This window comes from Amycolatopsis sp. NPDC045836 (assembly GCF_056431745.1).
Genome location: NZ_JBWKKF010000041.1, coordinates 1 through 18,337, shown reverse-complemented (window position 1 = coordinate 18,337; position 18,337 = coordinate 1). Strand labels below are relative to the sequence as shown.

The following is an 18,337-nucleotide window of genomic DNA, read 5'->3' as shown; positions in this document are numbered from 1 at the left end:
TCACTTCCTCGGTTCACGCGTCCAGTGTCGGCCTGCGGGGCCGCCACCGGATCGGTCGGTCAATCGGTCGTCCGCCGTGACCGCCGGATTCGCTGCGCCAACGCTCGTCGAGAGCGAGGAGGGGTCGGGCAGCGGCATACCGGGCAGGCTCTGGTCCTCCGGGACCACGCCGTCGACCAGGTAGGCGTCGACGACCTTGTCCACGGCCGCGTTGCCGTAGCCGTAGATGCCGTGGTCGCCCTCGCCGGTGACGGTCAGCAGCCGGGAGTTCTCGAACCCGGCGTGTGCCTTGCGGGCGCCCTCGATGGGTGTGGCCGGGTCGTGCACCGACTGGACGATCACCACCGGCGGGACGCCCTTGCCGTTCATCGTGGGCAGCGGGCGGGGCCGGTTCTCCCAGAAGATGCAGTTCTGGAGGAACATCCAGTAGCCGCCGGCCAGCAGCTTGCCCTGGTCGAGGAACCGCTGCGACCTGCGGATCACCGATTGCCGGTTGCCGGTTTCGGGGCTGTCGTTGCACCTGACGGCGGTCAGGACGGCGAGCATGGTGTCGAGGGGGTCCGGCTCGGCCGGTGCGGCGGCGATCGCCGCCCTGGCCTGCGCCTTGGCCTGCTCGGGCGTGTCGTTCCCGGTCAGTGTCTTGAGCTGGGCCAGGAAGTCGGCCAGGCCGGGGAAGGCGTGCTTGGTCTTGAGCAGGCCGATGAACCGGGCGTCCAGGCCGGCCGGGCCGATCCTGGTGCCGCCGACCTCGATCGGATTGCGGCTCAGCGCGTACCGGACCTGTTCGAAGGTCTGCCGGACCTGCTCGCCGGTGGCACCGAGCCCGTAGCGGTCGTCGTGGGCCGCGGCCCACGGCAGGAAGTCCTGCCGCCAGCGGCGTTCGTACCCCATGGGCTGCCGGTCGAACGACGCCGCCCAGGTCGAGGTGAAGTCCACCGACGAGTCCAGCACGAACCGGCCGACGCGCTCGGGGAACCGCTGGGCGTAGTGCGCGCCGAGCCAGGTGCCCGCCGAGTAGCCGATCCAGTTGATCTTCTCCCGGCCGAGCAGGACCCGCAGCAGGTCCAGGTCCTTGGTGTTGTGGAAGGTGTCGATGAACTCGACGAGTTCGCCGGAGGTCCGCTCGCAGGTCTTCGTGGTGAATTCCAGCGCGTCCAGGAGCAGGTCCAGGTTGCGGGGGTCGCGGTCGCGCGGGTCGTGGGTCTCGTTGGCCTCGCCCGCTCCTCCGCACGAGACGTTCGTGCTCCGGCCGGTGCCGCGGGTGTCGATGCCGATGATCTCCTGGTGCTCACGCAGCTTGGCCTGCTTGCTCAGCGAAGCGGGGAACGAACGACCCGCCACACCGGGGCCGCCCGGGTTGGTGAGCACGGACGCCGTGGTCTCCCCGGTGGACTTCAGCCTGCTGATCGCGATCGTCAGGTCCTGCCGGTCATCCGGGCGCTCCCAGTTGCGCGGAGTCGCGAACGTCGCGCACTCGAGGACCTTCGCCGTCTCGGGTTGATCCGGCACATCCTCGGCGGTGCACTGATGCCAGGCCAGGTCCTGTTCGGCGTAGCGCGCCGGGATGCCGATGGCGTTCACCGCGCCGGGGTTCGCCAGCGCGGGAGTCATTCCCGCGAGCAGGCCCGCGACCGCGGGGATCACCACGGCGAGCCGCAATCTCCTGTACATGTACCGCCCCTTTGCTCGTACCGGAGGATCCGGTCGGCCTGCGCAGACAGGTCCAGTTGAGACCATGCCCCCGCGGCATGCTCAAGAACTCGGTGGAATCCGGCCCAGAAGCCCGCCTGGGCACACGGCGTGAACCAGCGGCGCCGAGTTCCGGGGCGAACGCGCCGGGACAACCGATCACCACCAGGACCGGCGGAAACCGTCGGACGAGCGCAGGTTGATCGTGGTCAGCGCTTCGAGGAGGAGCGCCCGGCGAGGGCACGGGTCAGCCCTCCCCGCTCGTGCGTCCGCCGAGGTGGCGGGCCAGGAACCGCTCCAGGGTGCGGTAGAGCTCGATGTTGCTGTCCGGGTTGACGAACCAGTGGCCCTCGCGCTCGTTGAGCAGGTATTCCACCTCGGCGCCGCGGGCGCGCAGCGCGGCGGCGACCCGGTCGGCGTTCCTGCGGTGGACGCGGACGTCGTTCGCGCCGTGGATGAGCAGCACCGGGGCGGTGATGTCGCCGACCCGGCTGATCGGGGACCGGGCGAGCATGTCGGCCTCCTGCGCCGGGTCGTCCGGGTCGCCGATGTAGCGGCCGTAGGTGTTCAGGATGGCCCGCCGGGCGAACGGGACGACCGACCGCGAGAGGTCGGTGAGGTCCGACATCCCGGTGTAGCTGATCGCGGCGGCGAAGCGGTCCGGGGTGAACGCGGCCCCGACGAGTGCGGCGTAACCGCCGTAGGAACTGCCGTAGATCGCGACGCGGCCGGGGTCGGTGTAGCCCTGCGCGACGGCCCAGTCCAGTGCGTCGATCACGTCGTCGTGCATGCGGCCGGCGAACTGCCCGATCGCGGCCTGGGTGAAGGCCTTGCCGTAGCCGGTCGAGCCCCGGAAGCCGACCTGCAAAACCGCGTAGCCGCGGGAGGCCAGGAACTGGACCTCGGGGTCGTAGCCCCAGCTGTCGCGGTACCAGGGCCCGCCGTGCAGCAGCACCACGGTCGGCAGGTCCCGGTGCTCGGCGCCGATCGGCAGCGTCAGGTGGCAGGGCAGGTCCAGCCCGTCACGGGAGCGCACGACGGTCGGGGTGACCGGGGCCAGCCGGTCGGGGTCGAGGTGCGGGTGGGGGCGGAACAGGCGCCGCGCGGTGCCGGTGGCGTGGTCGTGGCACCAGGTGGCGCGGTGGTCGCGGTCGTGGGTGAAGTCCACGACCCACCACCGGCCCGCGTCGTCGCAGGACACGTGGGCGAGGTCGCCGTCCGACAGTCCGGCCAGCCGGGGCAGGACTTCGGCGAAGTGCGGGTCGAGGGCGTGGATCTCCTGCCGCGCGCCGAGGTAGCGAGCGCCGAGCAGCTCCCCGGTGCCCGGGTGCACGATCAGCGAGGACGGGAAGCGGGGGTCGGCTTCGGGACGGGGGGTGTCCAGGTCGAACACCGGGTGGCTGTCCACGCCGAGCTGCTCGCCGGTGTCGAGGTCGAGCCGGACCAGGCGGGTGCGGTCCGAGCCGCGGGGCGACCCGATCCACAGCCCCGACCCGTCCGGCGTCGGGACGCAGGGCGTGATGCCGAAGGGGTGGTCGAGGCCGGAGAACCGGCTGACCGGACGCGGACGGCCGCCTGCCCATTCCGAGAGCAGGTGGGTGCCGTCGTCGGCGAGGCCGAAGGACAGGATGCGGCCCGCGGGCGTGCGCAGCCAGCTGATGACGTCACCGGGGTTCTCGGCGAGCAGGGTCAGCCGTCCGGTGTCGAGGTCGAGTTCGTGCAGGTCGATCAGGTCGGGCCGGCGGGCGTTGAGCTGCACGAAGGCGGCGGCGGGCCGGTCGGCGCAAAGTTGCGTGCCGAGCACGCGCACCCCCGGGAACGGGACGAGGTCGACCGCGGGTTGCCCGGGGCGGGCCGGGTCGGCGCGGTGGAGGTGGTGGTTCTCGTCACCGTCGGTGTCCTGGAGGTAGAGCAGGTGGCGGGAGTCGGCGGTCCAGCAGAACGCGTCGATGCTGCGGTGGTCGTCGGAGGTGAGGCGGCGGACCGCGGGGTCGCCCGGGGTGTCGGTTTCGGGCCAGTCGCCGTCCAGGTCGCGGACGAACACGTTGAGCCGGTCCCGCCAGGGGGCCAAGTAGGCGACCGTGGTGCCGTCCGGGGAGATCCGGGCACCGATGCGGGCGGGCGGGGCGAAGAACTCCTCGACGGTGATCAGGTCGGTCACGGGGCTTCTCCAAGGGTCGGCGTGTTGACGACCGTGATTCGAAACCCCGACGTCGGGGCGGACTCAAGACCCGCAAGGTGTGAGCTCGTCACGACCGCCGCGCCACCACGGCGACATCCGCTTGCCGGGTACCATTCCCGGTCGAGGGGGTGGGCCGGTGCTCAGCAGTGAACTCGCCGGGGTCGCCGGGGTCACCGTCCGCACGCTGCGCCACTACCACCAGCTCGGCCTGCTGCCCGAACCGCCGCGGTCGGTGGGTGGCTACCGGCACTACGACGTCGGCCACCTCGTCCGGCTCCTGCGCATCACCCGGTTGACCGCCCTCGGCGTCCCGCTGGCCGGCGTCCCGGCGGTCCTGGACGATCCGGCGGCCGCCGGGCAACTGCTCGACGAACTCGATCGGAAGGCCGCCGCCGAGATCGGACGGCTCACCAGCCGGCGGGAGAGCATCGCGGAGCTGCGCCGCACCGGCTCCCCACCCGACCTGCCCCCGGACCTCGCCGCGTTCCGCTCCCCGCCGGAGGCCGCGGCCACCGTGGCCCGGTACGAGCACGACCAGCTGCTGCTGGTCGCGCACCTGCTCGGCGAGGCGGGCCACGCCGGACTGGTCACCCTGCTCAGCACGGGCACCTCGACCACCGCTCCGCTCGCGGCACGGTTCTACGCCCTCGATTCCGGCACCTCCGAAGACGACGTCGCCGAGCTGGTCGACGACCTGGTTGCCCTGCTGGAATCGATGACGGCGGAGCTGAACGAGCTGTCCCGGCTCGATCGGCGGGCGACGGCGCTGTTGCACGAACTGGGCGAACAGAACCTCCGGCCGGTGCAGCACCGCGTCCTGCGCCGGGTCGAACAGCGGCTGTCGCGGTCCGGCACCTGACCGGGCACGGGCTGGATTCCGCGCTCAGCCCACCGACCACAAAGGCCGGTTCAATCGAAGGTCACTGTGGACAGTCGCCGAACACGCTCGTCGTTCGCGCCTGCCCGCGCGGTGCTGGTGCGGAGCCCGGCCGCGGAGCGGACGAGGGAGGCGATCGCCGGGGAGCGGCTGTTCGACGGCCAGGCGATCACGGTGGTGACCTCCGGTGCGTCGACGACCGGGATGGCGACGTGTTCAGGCCATTGCCAGGCCCGGCTGGACGCGGGGATGACGAGCAGCGTCCTGCCCAGCGCCACCAGTTGCGCGAGCTGGGATTGGGTGCGCACCTCCGGCCCGGGGCCGTCCGGGTAGGAGCCGTCGAGGCGAGGCCATCGAGCGATCGGCAGGTCCGGCACGTCGCGGACCTCGGCCAGTTCGAGTCGATCGCGGGAGGCGAGCGGATGCCGCGCGGGCAGGATCGCGACCTGCCCTTCGACGTGCAGGTCTTCCGTGTCGAATCCGGCGAGGTCGTCGAACGGCCGGTGCATGAGTGCCACGTCGGCGCGCCCGTCCCGGAGCAGTTGCGCCTGTTCGCCGATCTCGCACAGCAGGATTTCGACTTCGGGCGAGCCCGGTTCGCCGGCGAGCGTGTCGAGGAGTTGTTGCAGCAGCTCGTGGGAGGCCCCGGCCTTCGTCGCGAGCACCAGCGCCCGTTTCGGGTCCCCGGCACGCCGCGTCCGCCGCGCAGCGGCGGCGACCGCGTCGAGGGCCGCCCGCGCCTCACGGAGCAACACCCGGCCGGCGTCGGTGAGCACCGCGCCACGGCGGTCGCGGTCGAGGAGCTGCACCCCGAGCCGCCGCTCCAGCTGGCCGATCGCGCGGGACAGCGGTGGCTGGGCGATCCCGAGGCGAACGGCGGCGCGCCCGAAATGCAGTTCCTCGGCGACAGCGACGAAGTACCGGAGTTCGCGGGTCTCGAGATCGTCCACGGCCCAACCCTAACCCCCTGATACCCCGGGGGTATCACAGCTGACTCGATCGATCTTGGACACGAGCACGCGCCCGGCCGAGCATGAACCACGTGAACGACACGAAGACCGCGCTGGTCACCGGCGCGAACAAGGGAATCGGCTTCGCCATCGCACAAGGCCTGGGGGCGCTCGGTTTCACCGTCGCCGTGGGGGCGCGCGACCGTGACCGGCGTGAGGACGCTGTCCGCCGCTTGCGGGCCGCGGACGTCGAAGCGTTCGGGGTCGCCCTCGACGTCACCTCCGACGACAGCGCCGCCGCCGCGGCAGCCACCCTGGAACAGACCGCGGGACGGCTCGACGCACTCGTCAACAACGCGGGCATTTCCGGCCCGGTCAACGGCGGCACGCAGGATCCGACGACGCTCGACCTCGACGTCGTCCGGACCGTGCTCGACACGAACGTGTTCGGCGTCATCCGGGTGACCAACGCGATGCTCCCGCTCCTGCGACGCGCGGCCTCGCCCCGCATCGTCAACATGTCGAGCACCATGGGCTCGCTGACGCTGCAGACCGGCCCGATCATGGCCGCCTACGCCCCGTCGAAATCCATGCTCAACAGCATCACCGCCCAGTACGCCCGCCAATTCGCCGACACGAACATCATCGTGAACGCCGGCTGCCCCGGCTACGTCGCGACCGACTTCACCGGCTTCAACGCACCGCGAACCCCCGAACAAGGCGCCGCGATCGCGCTGCGGCTCGCCACCCTGCCAGACGACGGCCCCCGAGGCGGCTTCTTCGACGACGAAGGCACCGTTCCCTGGTAGATCGACGCACCCGGTTCTCCACGTCCCCCAAGCGCACCACAGCCGGCTCGCTCGCCGAGGGTGCGGGGGTAACCCAGGCAGGTCGCGGGAACCCCGTGCCGGAGTTCGGGGTGTGCCCGGCTGAGTTCCAGCAACCTCCGGTAGAGGTTGAGCACGGAACCGGGATCGCGCAGCTGGTCGTCGACGTTGTACTCGGTGCGCACCGGCAGCCAGGGCGGCGCACCGCCTTCCGGGCCGAAGCCGCCGTAACGCCCGGGGCTCCACGGCATGGGGGCGCGGGATTGGTCCCGTCCCAACGGGTCCTGCCACTCGGCCTCGGGCAGAGTCGTGCCGGGCAGGCCGAGTTCGTCGCCGTAGTACGGCGTGGGCGTGCCGCGCAGGGTCAGCAACAGCAGCGCGGCGAGGCGCGCGCTCGCCTCGCTGTTGCGGGTCGCCAGCCGTGGCCGGTCCTGATTGGACAGCACGTAGTTGGGCCAGGCCCCGTGCGGCAACGCTTTTTCTGCTCTCGCGAAACCCGCCGGCCGTCCAGGGCGCCTCGATGGTGTGGAAGTTGAACGGCAGGGGCAGCTCGTCGAGCTGGAGACCGAAGAACCGGCTCCACCGCTCCCACGGCAGTGCCTCCAGTCCACCGATCGCGGCCGGTGTCCCGGCTGCACGGGTTCGAGGCAGGCGCGGATTTCCCCCAGGTGGTCGTGCAGGTCGGGGTGCAGCCGGTCATGGAGGTGCAGGTGCGTGCCGTAGCCGCGGTGCTGCCGGTCGGTCGAGTAGTACTGCCTGGTGCGCTCGTCCAGTTCGACGGCGGGCCGCCGTCCGGCGCCGGGTCCTGCCACACGTACCGGTCGCGCCGGGGATTCGTCCTCGGCGAGCGGCTTTCCCGGAACCAGGGACGCCGGTCGGAGGTGTGGTTCGGCACGAAGTCGATGAGCACGCGCAGTTAGCGGGTTCAGAAGCTGACCGACGCCTGGGCGAGCACACCCCCGTCGCAGACCAGGTGCGCGCCGGTGACGTAGGACGAGTCCGGACCGAGCAGCCACGCCGCGGCCTTCGCCGGCTCCTCCGGATCGGCGAGCCTGCCCAGCGGGATTTCCCTCGACACGGCAGCCCACATCAGCGGTCTCCGTGGAGCCGGGCACGAGCGGTTCCCAACGCGGCCTGGACCTCCACGTCGTCGGTGACGTCGCACGCCACCCCGATCGGGGCGGGCGCACCGGCCTGCCTCGCCTCGCGGGCGAGCACCACTGAAGCGCCCTGCCGATGCCCGCCGCCGCGCCTGAAACGACCACCATCCGCCGCGTCGTCATGCGGTCGCTCCGCTGTGCCGGGCGAGGCGTTCGGGGTCGAGGGTGATGCCGAGCCCCGGTCCGTCCGGGATCGGCAACATCCCGTCGTCGTCGAGGCGGAACGGCGTGGTGAGGAGGTCGTCGAGGTAGGCGGAACCGGTCTTGTACTCGACCAGGTCGGTGCCCGGTAGCGCGGAGGCCAGTTGCAGGTCGGCCGCGAGGCCGACGGCGGTGTTCCAGCCGTGCGGGATCAGCCGGCCGCCGAACTCGTCGGCCAGCCAGCCGATGCGCCTGCTTTCGCTGAGACCGCCGACCTTCGTCACGTCGGGCTGCACGATGTCGAACGCGCCGGCCCGCAGGTACGGCGTGAACGATTGCCTGCGCGTGAGCACCTCCCCACCGGCGATCGGCACCCGGGACCGGCTGCGCAGGGTGGCGAAGTCCTCGAGCGCGTCCGGGCGCAGCGGCTCCTCGAACCAGGCCACTTCGTACGCGGTGAGCAGGTCGGCGGTCCGCATTGCCCACTTCAGGTCGCCCGGCCAGTAGGCATCGCTTCCACCCGCGTCCACGGCGAGCAGCCGGTCGGGGCCGATCGCCTCGCGGGCCGCGCGCACGATCCGCTCATCGGTGCGGGCGTTCACCCGGCCGATCGGTCCCCAGCCGATCTTGAACGCGCGGAAGCCCTGTGCCACCAGCGCACCGAGCTCGTCGGCCAGGGCCGGGGGTTCCGCGGCCAGCACCGAGGCATACGGCATGACGCGCTCGCGATGGCGGCCTCCGAGCAACCGGCCCACCGGCTGGCCGACGCCCTGCCCGAACAGGTCCCACAGGGCGATGTCGAGGCCGCTGATCGCGTGCGTGATGCTGCCACCCCGGCCCAGCCAGAACGTGTGCTGGCGCAGGTCCTCGGTGAGCCGCTCCGGTTCCAGCGCGTCGCGGCCGAGCAGCAGCGGCTCGAGCACCTCCAGCGCCGCGTCGACCAGCCGGGCGCTGGTGAAGACGCTGCCCGCGCCCACCGAACCGTCCTCGGTGTGCACCGTGACGATCGTGTGCACCACGTCCTCTGGCCGCAGCTCCGTGGTCCAGCCACCCTTCGGCGTCGCGCCACGCAGTCCCGTCGTCCTGATCTCGGTGATCTTCATCCGGCCTCCCTTCCAGCAGCAAGGTAGGACAGATTATCGATAATCGTCAATCGGTAATGCTAGGGTTTTGCCGTGCGTGACGACGTGGCGATGACGACCCCGATAGTCCGGACCACCCGCGCGGCCGTGGTGGACCAGCTGCGCGAGGAGATCATCGACGGCAGGCTGCCGCCCGGTGCGCCGCTCCGGCAGAACCACCTCAAGGACCGGTTCGGCACCAGCGCGGCTCCCGTGCGCGAGGCGCTGCAACAGCTGGCGGCGGAAGGACTGGTCGTGCACTACGCGAACCGCGGGGCCTTCGTCAGCGAGCTGGACGTCGACGAGCTGCGCGGGGTACTCCTGCCCGTCCGGCTGCACGTCGAGCGGCATGCCGCCCGGACGGCGGTGGACCGTGGGCCCGAACCGCTCTGGCGGGTGCTCGAGGCCGAGGTGGCGAGGATGTCAGAGGCCGCCCGGCGCGGGGACCTGCGGGGGGTCACCGAAGCGGACATCGGGTTCCACCGCAACCTGGTCGAATCGGCGGGTTCCGCCTACGCGCTGCAGGTTTGGACGGGTGCCGAATCCAGGATCCGCATGCAGTTCTTCCGGCTCGGCAGGCCCGCACGGCGATTGCCGGCGATCGCCGACGAGCACCGCGAACTGCTCGGCACATTGCGAACCGGCAATCCGACGCGAATCGATGCCGCGCTCGAAGAGCACATCGTCGTGGCCGTCGATCAACTCCTGGAGCAGGCGGAGCGCTGACACGCCGCCCGCTGCACGAACGAGTCCCACTGTCGCGTGTGGACCAGACAGCCGGAGCTCCCCGCTTCCGGAACGTGCCGGGGCAGAACGGTCCTGTCCCGGCACAGCTCGGGTTCAGCCGGTCCCCACCGCGTCCGTTCGGCCATCGACCACGCGGTGGCCAGCACCACCCCGGCCACCGCCTGGGCGAGCAGTCCGAGTCCGAGCAGGCCGACGGCGACGAGCAGGCCGTGCTCGACGGGTGCCCGGCCAGCACCACCAGCAGCACGGCCCAGGCCGCGGCACCGAGGACCAGGCAGGTCAGGCCGTCGGCGAACACATCGATCATCGGCACCGGGTCACCCACTCGGGTGGTCAGGCGGGGCGGATACCCGGATGTGATCTCCATCCGGGGTGGCGGCGGGCGGGAACTGATTGGCTCAGCCGTACGTACTACGCACAACCGGACATTCCGGTCGTCGACCGCGAGAGGATCATGGACCCGTCCCGAAGTACCGGCACCGCGCCCGGTGAACGCCTCGAATCCGTACCGAGCCGGCGGAGGGGGGTGGACCGGTCGTGGTGATGGTGGTCGTCAACATCCTCATCGGCGTGGTCGTCGTGCTCCTGCTGACCGCGGCGACCGGGTACTTCGTCGCCCAGGAGTTCGGCTACATGGCCGTGGACCGCTCCCGGCTCAAGGCCCGTGCGGCCGCCGGGGACCGCGGTGCCGAACGCGCGCTCGGCATCACCCGGCGCACCTCGTTCATGCTGTCGGGCGCCCAGCTCGGCATCACCGTGACCGGCCTGCTCGTCGGTTACGTGGCCGAGCCGATGATCGGCGCGGGCATCGGCACCCTGCTCGGCGGGGCCGGCGTGCCGCAGGCGGCCGGCGTCGCCGTGGGCACCGTGCTGGCGCTGGTGTTCTCGACGCTGGTGCAGATGCTCTTCGGCGAGTTGTTCCCGAAGAACCTGGCGATCGCGAAACCGGAACCGACCGCGCGGAAGCTGGCCTTCTCCACCCGGCTCTACCTGACCACCTTCGGCTGGCTGATCCACCTGTTCGACAAGGCGTCGAACCTGCTGCTCAAGGCGCTGCGGATCGAGCCGGTGCACGACGTCGAGCACGCCGCCACCCCGCGCGACCTCGAGCACATCGTGGCCGAGTCCCGGGACAGCGGTGACCTGTCCCGCGAGCTGTCCATCCTGCTCGACCGCGTCCTCGACCTGCCGGACCAGACCGCCGAGCACGCGATGATCCCCCGTCCCCTGGTCGTCACGATTTCCGGCGAAGCCACGGTCGGCGAGGCCGTCGACCTGATGGTGGGCGGGCATTCCCGGCTGCCGGTGCTCGGCGAAAGCGTCGACGACGTGCTCGGTGTGCTGTGGCTGCACGACGTCCTCGAGCACGACGAGACCGAGTACGCCACGCTCACCGTGCGCGAACTGACGCGCGAAGCGGTCGTCGTTCCCGCGTCGCTGCCGCTGCCCGGCGTACTCGCCCGACTGCGCGAAGCCGACGACGAGTTCGCCTGCGTGATGGACGAATACGGCGGTTTCGCCGGGGTGATCACCCTGGAGGACATCGCCGAAGAACTGGTCGGCGAGATCACCGACGAGCACGACGCCGCGGACGAGGACCGGGCCATCGCCGAGAACGGCGGCTGGGTGGTGCCGGGCAGCACGCACGTCGACGAGATCGAGCGCCTGCTCGGCCACGACCTGCCCGGCGGGGACTACCAGACCATCAGCGGCCTGGTGATCGCCGAACTGGAACGGCTGCCCGAACCCGGCGACACCGTGCGGGTCGCGGCCTCGCCCGCCGGAGCGGAACGGATCACCGTGGTGGTGCGAGAGGTGGAGCGGCACGTGCCCGCGGTGCTGTGGGTCGGCGTGCACACCGATGCGGAGGTGACCCGATGAGCGGCATGAGCCCGCTGACCGCACTGCTGGTCTCCGCGGCGATCATCGCGCTGAGCGCGTTCTTCGTCGCCGTCGAGTTCGCGTTGATGGCCGCGCGCCGGTACCGGCTGGAGGAAGCGGCCGAAGCCAGTGCGTCGGCCCGCGCGGCGCTGCGCAGCGCCCGCGAACTGTCGCTGCTGCTCGCCGGATCGCAGCTCGGCATCACCCTGTGCACGCTGGCGCTGGGCGCGATCGCCAAACCGGCCGTGCACGACGTGCTGACCCCGGTGCTGGAGGGCTGGGGCCTGCCCGCGGCCACCGCCGACGTGGTGGCGTTCGTGCTGTCGCTGGTGGTCGTCACCTTCCTGCACCTGGTGGTCGGTGAGATGGCGCCCAAGTCGTGGGCCATCGCGCACCCGGAGCGCTCGGCCACCCTGCTGGCGCTGCCGATGCGCGGGTTCATGGCCCTGACCCGGCCGTTGCTGATCGCGCTGAACAACCTGGCGAACCGGTGCCTGCGCCGGGTCGGCGTGCAGCCGGTCGACGAGCTCAGCGCCGGGCGCACCCCGGAAGACCTGCGTCAGCTGGTCGACCACTCGGCCAAAGCGGGCGCGCTCACCCCGGAGCGGCGCGACCAGCTGGCCACCGCGCTGGAGCTGAACTCCCGGCCGCTGCGGGACATCACCCGGCCCGGGGACGAACTCGCCGGGGTGGCGGCCGACGCGACCGCGGGCACCATCCGGGAGGTCGCGCGGTCCAGCGGGCACCTGCGCCTGGTCGTCCTGGACGGCGACCGCCCGATCGGCGTGGTCCACGTGCGGGACGCGCTCCGGTCGGGAACCGCGCGCGAGCTGATGCGGCCGGTGCTCACCTTCGACGCCGACACCGCCGTCCTCCGGGCGCTGAACACCATGCGCGAGAGCCGCAACCACCTGGCACTGGTCGAATCCGGCGGCGAACTGGCCGGCCTGGTCAGCCTGCGGGACCTGCTCGACCGCCTGCTCGTCACCGAAGCGACGGCCTGACCCGCACCCGGACGAGCATCGACAGTCGCTCCCGGGATGAGCAGCCACGGGCGTTGACCGGTGTCACCAACCCGGTCAACGTCCGCGTGGGCAGCCTCCGCCGCGGTGGTCAGCGATAGGCGCGGAAGAACTCCTGCAGGTCGCCCGCCAGCAAGTCGGGGACTTCGAGGGCCGGGAAGTGACCACCGCGGTCGAATTCGGCCCAGTGGGCGGCGGTGCCCCCCGGGTCGACGAGGGAGCGGATCGAGTTGTCGGTGCCGAAGACCGCGACGCCCATCGGGGCGCCGGCCGGGGCCGGGGCCGCACCCGGCTGCTCGGCGAACGCCTGATAAGCCTGCATCCCCTCGTAGGTGAAGTGCGCCGCCGAGGCGCCCGACCGGGTGAACCAGTACAGGCTCACGGTGGTCAGCAGGTCGTCCACGGCCACCGGCACGTCCGACCACTCGGCGAACTTCTCCCCGATCCACGCCAGCTGTCCCACCGGCGAGTCGGTCAGCGCGTAGGCGAGCGTCGAGGGGCGGGTCGACTGCAGGTGCAGGTAACCGAGGCCGTCGCGCTGGAACTGGTTGAACCGTTCGGCACGAACCGTGTCCGCCGCGTTCAGCCCTTCGGTGTCGACGGGTGGGCCGAACGGGTAGGGGCCGGGTCCGTTGACGTGCGTGGCCACCACCCGGCCGGGTGCCACGAACGGCAGCATGCCCGTGATCCCCGCGCCGACGTCCCCGCCGTGCGCGCCGAACCGCTCGTAACCGAGCCGGGTCATCAGCTCGGCGAACGCCGACGCGACGCGGAACAGGTTGCCCCAGCCGGTTTCCCGCACCGGGGTGGAGAAGCCGAAACCGGGCAGTGAGGGGATCACCACGTCGAACCCGTCCTCGGTCAGCGGTTCGACCAGCCCGAGCAACTCCGCGAAGGAACTCGGCCAGCCGTGGAGCAGCAGCACGGGCAGGGCGTCCGGGGCGTCGGAGCGGACGTGCACGAAGTGGATCGCCTGGCCGTCGATCTCCGTGGTGAACTGCGGGAAGGCGTTGAGCCGCTCCTCCTGGGCACGCCAGTCGAACCCGCTCCGCCACCGCTCGACCAGCTCACGGGTGCCGGCGAGCGGAAGCCCGCGGGTGGCCGCGATGCCGGGTGGTTCGTCGGGCCAGCGGACCTCGGTGAGACGACGCCGGAGGTCGTCGAGGTCGGCCTGCGGGATGTGGATGCGGAACGGCTTGATCTCGGTCATGAAGCCAGGTTAGGAAGCATTGCGGAAAGGTTCGTTCCGCGATCGCTGGCAGACTCCAACTCGTGTTGGACACCTCCGCTCGCCTGCTGAAGCTGCTGTCCCTGCTGCAAGCACGCCGGGACTGGACCGGGCCCGCGCTCGCCGACCGGCTCGGCGTCACCACCAGGACCATCCGCAACGACGTCGAACGGCTGCGCGGCCTCGGTTACCCCGTCGACGCCACCCCCGGTGCGGCCGGTGGGTACCGGCTCGGGGCGGGTGCCGCGATGCCACCCCTGCTCCTCGACGACGAGGAAGCCGTCGCGGTCGCGGTCGGCCTGCGGACCGCGAACACGGTGACCGGCATCGAGGAGACCGCTGTCCGGGCGCTGGCCAAGCTCGAACAGGTCCTGCCGTCCCGGCTGCGCCACCGCGTCAACGCGCTCCAGACCGCCACCGTCCCGGTGCCCGGTCACCACCAGCCCCGCGTGCACGCGGACGTGCTCACCACCCTCGCCGCCGTGTGCCGCGACCACGAGCGGCTGCGGTTCGACTACGCCGACCACAACGGCGGTCGTTCCCGGCGCACCGTCGAGCCGCACCGGCTCGCCCACGCGCGTGGCCGCTGGTACCTCGTCGCTTTCGACGTGGACCGGCAGGACTGGCGGACCTTCCGGGTCGACCGGATGGAGCCGAAGGTGCCCACCGGACCGCGGTTCACCCCGCGGGAACCACCGGCCGACACCGCCGCGTTCGTCGCCCGCGGTCTCGGTACGGCGACTTGGCGGTTCCGCGCCACCGTCGTCGTGCACGCCCCCGCCGGTGAACTGGCCGACCGGCTGCCACCCGGGGTGGACATCGTCGAGGTGACCGACCGGGGCTGCACCGTCACGGTCGGCTCGGACACACCGCAACTGCTGGCGCTCTACCTCGGCCTGCTCGACGCCGACTTCGAGGTGACCGAGCCACCCGAACTGGTGGCGGAACTGGCCAAGCTGGCCGACCGCTACGCCCGCGCCGCCGGCCGGAGGAGCGAATGACCGACCGTCAGCAGGCGTGGACCAGCCGGTTGTCGTGGCCCGTGGCCGCCCACTGGGCGAGGCGGGGTTCCAGTTCGGTGTAGACCTCCGGCGCGAACCCCATTCCGGTGTGCGTGCTGTGCACCTCCACGCATTCCGCGTGCGGGTCCAGGCTGGACCGCCACGGCACGATGCCGTCCGAACGCGAGTAGAACGACAGCACGGGAACGGGCAGTGGGGCGGCGAGCGCGGCCACGTTGTCCCGGAAGCAGTCCCCGGTGAAGCAGTCCTCGTCCACCAAACCCGGCACCCCCACCGCGGACAGGCGGGCGAGCCACCTGGCGAACCGCAGCACGTCGGGTTGCGCACCCAGCGGGTCCACCACGGGGCTGCCCAGCATGACCACACCGCGGACCAGTTCGGGGCGGCGGGCGGCGGCGAGGCGGGCCAGGGTGCCGCCCCGGCTCTGCCCGAGCAGCACCACCGGCCCGCCGGTGGCCGCGGCGTGTGCTTCGAGCCGGCGTTCGACGCGCTCGACCAGGGCAGTGGTGCACCCGGCGTTGAACCCGATCGCGGCCCCGGTGGTGCGGTAGCCGCGGGCCCGCAGCCACCTGGCGGTCAGGGTCAGGCTGTGGTCGTGCGCGGCGAAGCCCGGCACCAGCAGGACCCCGGTGCCCGCGCCCCGGTCCGGGTCCGCCGCCCGCCAGACGGGGTGCCGCAGCAGCCGCGGGATGCCCAGCATCGAGACCACGACGTGTTCCCGCGCGGCCGTGGTCAGCGTCCGGGCCGCCCGCCCGGCCAGTTCACCGGGTACCCGGCTCCGTTCGTGGGGACTCATGCAACGGGACTACCCCGGGAGCCACCGCCGACACCGGCGGGTGACCACCACCTCAGCCGAAGAGGCGGCGCTGGATCTCGTGCCGGTAGTCCTCGAGGGTGTTGTCCAGGTGGGTGGCGGTGGCCTGGGCCGCGGTCTCCGGATCGCCGTCCCGGACGGCCCGCAGGATCGCCGCGTGCTCGGCGACGGCTTCCGGCGCGTGCCCGCCGACGGTCCCCTGCATGCCGATGATGTTGGACTGGCGCTGCAGGCGGCGGGCCTCGCGCACCGCAGCGACGAGGAACTGGTTGTGCGAGGCGGCCGCGAGCGCCAGGTGGAACTCGTCGTCACCGCGGTCGAACAGCGCTGCCTCACCGGTCACCTGCCCCTGGCGGCAGGTCTCGGCCGCCGCCGCGATCGCCCGCAGCTCCGCGGGGGTGGCGTGGTTCGCCGCGAGCCGGCTCGCCGCCATCTCCTGCACGCGGCGGAATTCGAACAGCATGTACACGTGGTCCAGGTCGGCGGGCAGGAAGAACCCGCCCCAGCGCGCCGAGCCCAGCATGCCCTCGTCGTCGGCGACGTAGAGGCCGCGCCCCTTCTGCGCCCGCACCCGCCCGATCGCCGACAGGATCTTGACCGCCTCGCGCACCATGCTCCGGCTCGCCCCCAGCCGGGCCGCCAGGTCCTTCTCGGTCGGCATCCGGTCACCCGGCCGCAACCCCGACTCGGCGATCAGCTGGAGGATCTGCTCGGCCACCAGCTCGTAACCGGGGCGGTAGACGTCCTGGGCTGGCGTTGGTACGACTGGGCCTCCGGTCACCGAAGGATCCTACCGCCAAAGGGACCCAAGCTCCCGATGAGTCCGATCTGTTCGCGTTCCGGTCTTGACTGGTGGACGCCACTCCGGACTATGGTGTGATTCAGGCAATACCGTCCCCGCCATGAGCCGTACACATCCACAAATCGAGAGGGTCTCCCCAGGATCGGGTTGGGAGCGCTCCCATCACGCCTGCCCCGGAGGCACGCATGAGACCCGCCATCGCCAGGTCGCTGCTCACCCTCGCCGCCGCGCTGCCGGTGCCCACCGTGACCGCACCCGCCGGACCGGCGGCCCCGGCGGCCCCGGCGGCTCCGGCGGGTGAGAAGGTGCTGCTGTTCACCAAGACCGCCGGCTTCCGGCACGACTCCATCCCGGCCGGGGTGGCGATGTTCCAGCAACTGGCCGCGGAGCACGGGTGGCAGCTGACCCGCTCCGAGGACTCGGCGGTCTTCACCGGCGCCTCACTGTCCACTTTCGACGTCGTCGTCATGTTCCAGACCTCCGGCATGGTCTGGAACACCGCGGCGCAGCGGGCGGCCGTGCAGAACTACGTGCGCGGCGGCGGGGGCGTCGTCGCCGTCCACAACGCGACGGACATGAACATCGAGGGCGAGTTCCCGTGGTGGGACCAGATGCTCGGGATGACCATGACGCAGCACTCGGCCGTGGTCGCGGGCACGGCGAAGGTCGCCGACCAGGCGCACCCGTCCAGGCAGGGGTTGCCGCAGCGGTGGAACCGCACCGAGGAGTGGTACGACTTCAACCGCAACGCCCGCGGTGACGTGCACGTGCTGGTGACCGCCGACGAGACCACGTACCACCCCGGTCCCTCGGCCATGGGCAGTGACCACCCGATCGTGGGGGCGAGCGGCAAGTGCGCCGACGTCAGCGGTTCCAAGGTGCAGCTCTGGACCTGCCACGGCGGCGCGAACCAGCAGTGGACCCGTGACGGCAGCACCTGGCGGTCGCTGGGCGGGTGCCTCAGCGCCGCGGGCAGCACCGTTCAGCTGGCGGCCTGCGACGGCACGCAGAACTGGTCCGCGCAACCCGACGGCACCCTGCGCACCGGCACCAAGTGCCTTGACGCCAATGGCGGTAGCACCGCCGACGGCACACCGCTCATCATCTGGACGTGCCACGGCGGCACCAACCAACGCTGGCCCCTGCCCTGAGGTGAAGGAGAAAGAATGGCACGAGTGCTGATCCTGACCGGTGACGCCGCGGAGGAACTCGACTCGATGTACCCGGTCTTCCGGTTGCGCGAGGGCGGTCACGAGGCGGTGGTGGCCGCTCCCACCACCCGCCCGGTGAAGCTGGTCGTCCACGACTTCGAGCCCGACTGCGACGCCTACACCGAAAAGCCCGGCCACCTGCTGCCGGTGGACCTGGCCTTCGCCGAGGTGGACCCGGCGGAGTTCGACGCGCTGGTCATCCCCGGCGGGCGGGCGCCGGAGTACATCCGGACCGACCCGGACGTGGCCCGCATCGTCACGCACTTCTTCGACCGCGGTCTCCCCGTCGGCACGATCTGCCACGGCGCCCAGGTGCCCGCCGCGCTGGGCCTGCTGCGCGGCCGGACCACCGCGGCCTTCCCCCCGCTGAAGACCGACGTGGAACTCGCGGGGGCCACTTTCGTCGACGGCCCCGACGTGGTGGACGGCGCCATGGTTTCCTGCCGGGGCTGGCCGGACCTGCCCGAGTGGTCACGCGCGTTCATGCAGGTGCTGGAGAAGTGACCGCTGACGGGTAGCGCGGTCGAAAGGTGGTGGGGGGGGGGGGGGGGGGGGGGGGGGGGGCAAGGGGGAGGGGGGGGGGGGGGGGGGGGGGAGGGAGGAACGCGTGGTCGCCAGAAAGAGGAGGGAGGGGAGAGACGCCTCTCCGGCTTCCTCGAGTTC

The 18,337-nt window shown here is 71.7% G+C and carries 17 protein-coding genes and 1 pseudogene; 8 read left to right on the top strand and 10 right to left on the bottom strand.

Annotation, left to right across the window (positions count from 1 at the left end):
* Positions 1-1,671, bottom strand: coding sequence for an alpha/beta hydrolase (locus AC07EG_RS39220; RefSeq protein WP_478258358.1), 1,671 nt, complete (start codon positions 1,669-1,671; stop codon positions 1-3).
* 265 nt (positions 1,672-1,936) lie between these two features.
* The gene (locus AC07EG_RS39215; protein WP_478258357.1) at positions 1,937-3,850 is read right to left on the bottom strand and encodes a S9 family peptidase; all 1,914 of its coding nucleotides are present in this window, start codon (positions 3,848-3,850) and stop codon (positions 1,937-1,939) included.
* Positions 3,851-4,007: 157 nt separating this feature from the next.
* Between AC07EG_RS39215 and AC07EG_RS39210 the strand changes: the two genes are divergently transcribed.
* Positions 4,008-4,730 carry a MerR family transcriptional regulator gene (locus AC07EG_RS39210; protein WP_478258356.1) on the top strand — a complete coding sequence of 241 codons (723 nt, stop codon included), beginning with the start codon at positions 4,008-4,010 and terminating at the stop codon, positions 4,728-4,730.
* A gap of 50 nt (positions 4,731-4,780) precedes the next feature.
* Here AC07EG_RS39210 and AC07EG_RS39205 read toward each other — a convergent pair whose 3' ends face one another.
* Positions 4,781-5,698 carry a LysR family transcriptional regulator gene (locus tag AC07EG_RS39205; RefSeq protein WP_478258355.1) on the bottom strand — a complete coding sequence of 306 codons (918 nt, stop codon included), beginning with the start codon at positions 5,696-5,698 and terminating at the stop codon, positions 4,781-4,783.
* Between the two features lie 83 nt (positions 5,699-5,781).
* Here AC07EG_RS39205 and AC07EG_RS39200 point away from each other — a divergent pair, with 83 nt between their 5' ends.
* Positions 5,782-6,507: an SDR family oxidoreductase gene (locus tag AC07EG_RS39200; RefSeq protein WP_478258354.1), complete on the top strand. Its 726-nt coding sequence runs from the start codon at positions 5,782-5,784 to the stop codon at positions 6,505-6,507.
* A gap of 104 nt (positions 6,508-6,611) precedes the next feature.
* Here AC07EG_RS39200 and AC07EG_RS39195 read toward each other — a convergent pair.
* The 4 genes and pseudogenes from AC07EG_RS39195 to AC07EG_RS39180 form a co-directional block, all read right to left on the bottom strand.
* A pseudogene (locus tag AC07EG_RS39195) lies at positions 6,612-7,004 on the bottom strand (alpha-amylase family glycosyl hydrolase); the annotation flags it as partial.
* The gene (locus AC07EG_RS39190; protein WP_478258372.1) at positions 6,890-7,420 is read right to left on the bottom strand and encodes an alpha-amylase family glycosyl hydrolase; all 531 of its coding nucleotides are present in this window, start codon (positions 7,418-7,420) and stop codon (positions 6,890-6,892) included. The pseudogene AC07EG_RS39195 and the gene AC07EG_RS39190, both read right to left, overlap by 115 nt.
* A 30-nt stretch (positions 7,421-7,450) precedes the next feature.
* Complete coding sequence (locus AC07EG_RS39185; protein ID WP_478258353.1) at positions 7,451-7,603, bottom strand: SDR family oxidoreductase; 153 nt, start codon at positions 7,601-7,603, stop codon at positions 7,451-7,453.
* 201 nt (positions 7,604-7,804) lie between these two features.
* Entirely contained in the window at positions 7,805-8,929 is a 1,125-nt protein-coding gene (locus tag AC07EG_RS39180; RefSeq protein ID WP_478258352.1) for a mandelate racemase/muconate lactonizing enzyme family protein, read from the bottom strand.
* 72 nt (positions 8,930-9,001) lie between these two features.
* Here AC07EG_RS39180 and AC07EG_RS39175 point away from each other — a divergent pair, with 72 nt between their 5' ends.
* From AC07EG_RS39175 to AC07EG_RS39165, 3 genes are all read left to right on the top strand, one after another.
* On the top strand, positions 9,002-9,673 hold the full coding sequence (locus AC07EG_RS39175; protein ID WP_478258351.1) for a GntR family transcriptional regulator: 672 nt from the start codon (positions 9,002-9,004) through the stop codon (positions 9,671-9,673).
* Between the two features lie 564 nt (positions 9,674-10,237).
* Positions 10,238-11,575 (top strand): hemolysin family protein, encoded by a 1,338-nt coding sequence (locus tag AC07EG_RS39170; protein ID WP_478258371.1) that lies wholly within the window; start codon positions 10,238-10,240, stop codon positions 11,573-11,575.
* Positions 11,572-12,579, top strand: coding sequence for a hemolysin family protein (locus AC07EG_RS39165; RefSeq protein WP_478258350.1), 1,008 nt, complete (start codon positions 11,572-11,574; stop codon positions 12,577-12,579). The genes AC07EG_RS39170 and AC07EG_RS39165 overlap by 4 nt, the downstream gene beginning before the upstream one ends.
* 109 nt (positions 12,580-12,688) lie before the next feature.
* On the opposite strand, the gene AC07EG_RS39160 is transcribed toward AC07EG_RS39165, so the two are convergent.
* On the bottom strand, positions 12,689-13,807 hold the full coding sequence (locus AC07EG_RS39160; protein ID WP_478258349.1) for an epoxide hydrolase family protein: 1,119 nt from the start codon (positions 13,805-13,807) through the stop codon (positions 12,689-12,691).
* 62 nt (positions 13,808-13,869) lie between these two features.
* On the opposite strand from AC07EG_RS39160, the gene AC07EG_RS39155 reads away from it, so the two are divergent.
* Positions 13,870-14,826, top strand: coding sequence for a helix-turn-helix transcriptional regulator (locus tag AC07EG_RS39155; protein WP_478258348.1), 957 nt, complete (start codon positions 13,870-13,872; stop codon positions 14,824-14,826).
* Between the two features lie 7 nt (positions 14,827-14,833).
* Here the strand turns inward: AC07EG_RS39155 and AC07EG_RS39150 are convergent, their stop codons facing one another.
* Together AC07EG_RS39150 and AC07EG_RS39145 are read right to left on the bottom strand one after the other, a co-directional pair.
* The gene (locus tag AC07EG_RS39150; RefSeq protein WP_478258347.1) at positions 14,834-15,643 is read right to left on the bottom strand and encodes an alpha/beta hydrolase; all 810 of its coding nucleotides are present in this window, start codon (positions 15,641-15,643) and stop codon (positions 14,834-14,836) included.
* A 52-nt stretch (positions 15,644-15,695) separates the two neighbouring features.
* On the bottom strand, positions 15,696-16,442 hold the full coding sequence (locus AC07EG_RS39145; protein WP_478258346.1) for a FadR/GntR family transcriptional regulator: 747 nt from the start codon (positions 16,440-16,442) through the stop codon (positions 15,696-15,698).
* A gap of 206 nt (positions 16,443-16,648) precedes the next feature.
* On the opposite strand from AC07EG_RS39145, the gene AC07EG_RS39140 reads away from it, so the two are divergent.
* Both AC07EG_RS39140 and AC07EG_RS39135 read left to right on the top strand, forming a co-directional pair.
* The gene (locus AC07EG_RS39140; protein WP_478258345.1) at positions 16,649-17,614 is read left to right on the top strand and encodes a ThuA domain-containing protein; all 966 of its coding nucleotides are present in this window, start codon (positions 16,649-16,651) and stop codon (positions 17,612-17,614) included.
* A 15-nt stretch (positions 17,615-17,629) separates the two neighbouring features.
* Positions 17,630-18,178, top strand: a complete 549-nt coding sequence (locus AC07EG_RS39135; RefSeq protein WP_478258344.1) for a DJ-1/PfpI family protein — start codon at positions 17,630-17,632, stop codon at positions 18,176-18,178.
* The last annotated feature ends 159 nt before the right edge of the window (positions 18,179-18,337 follow it).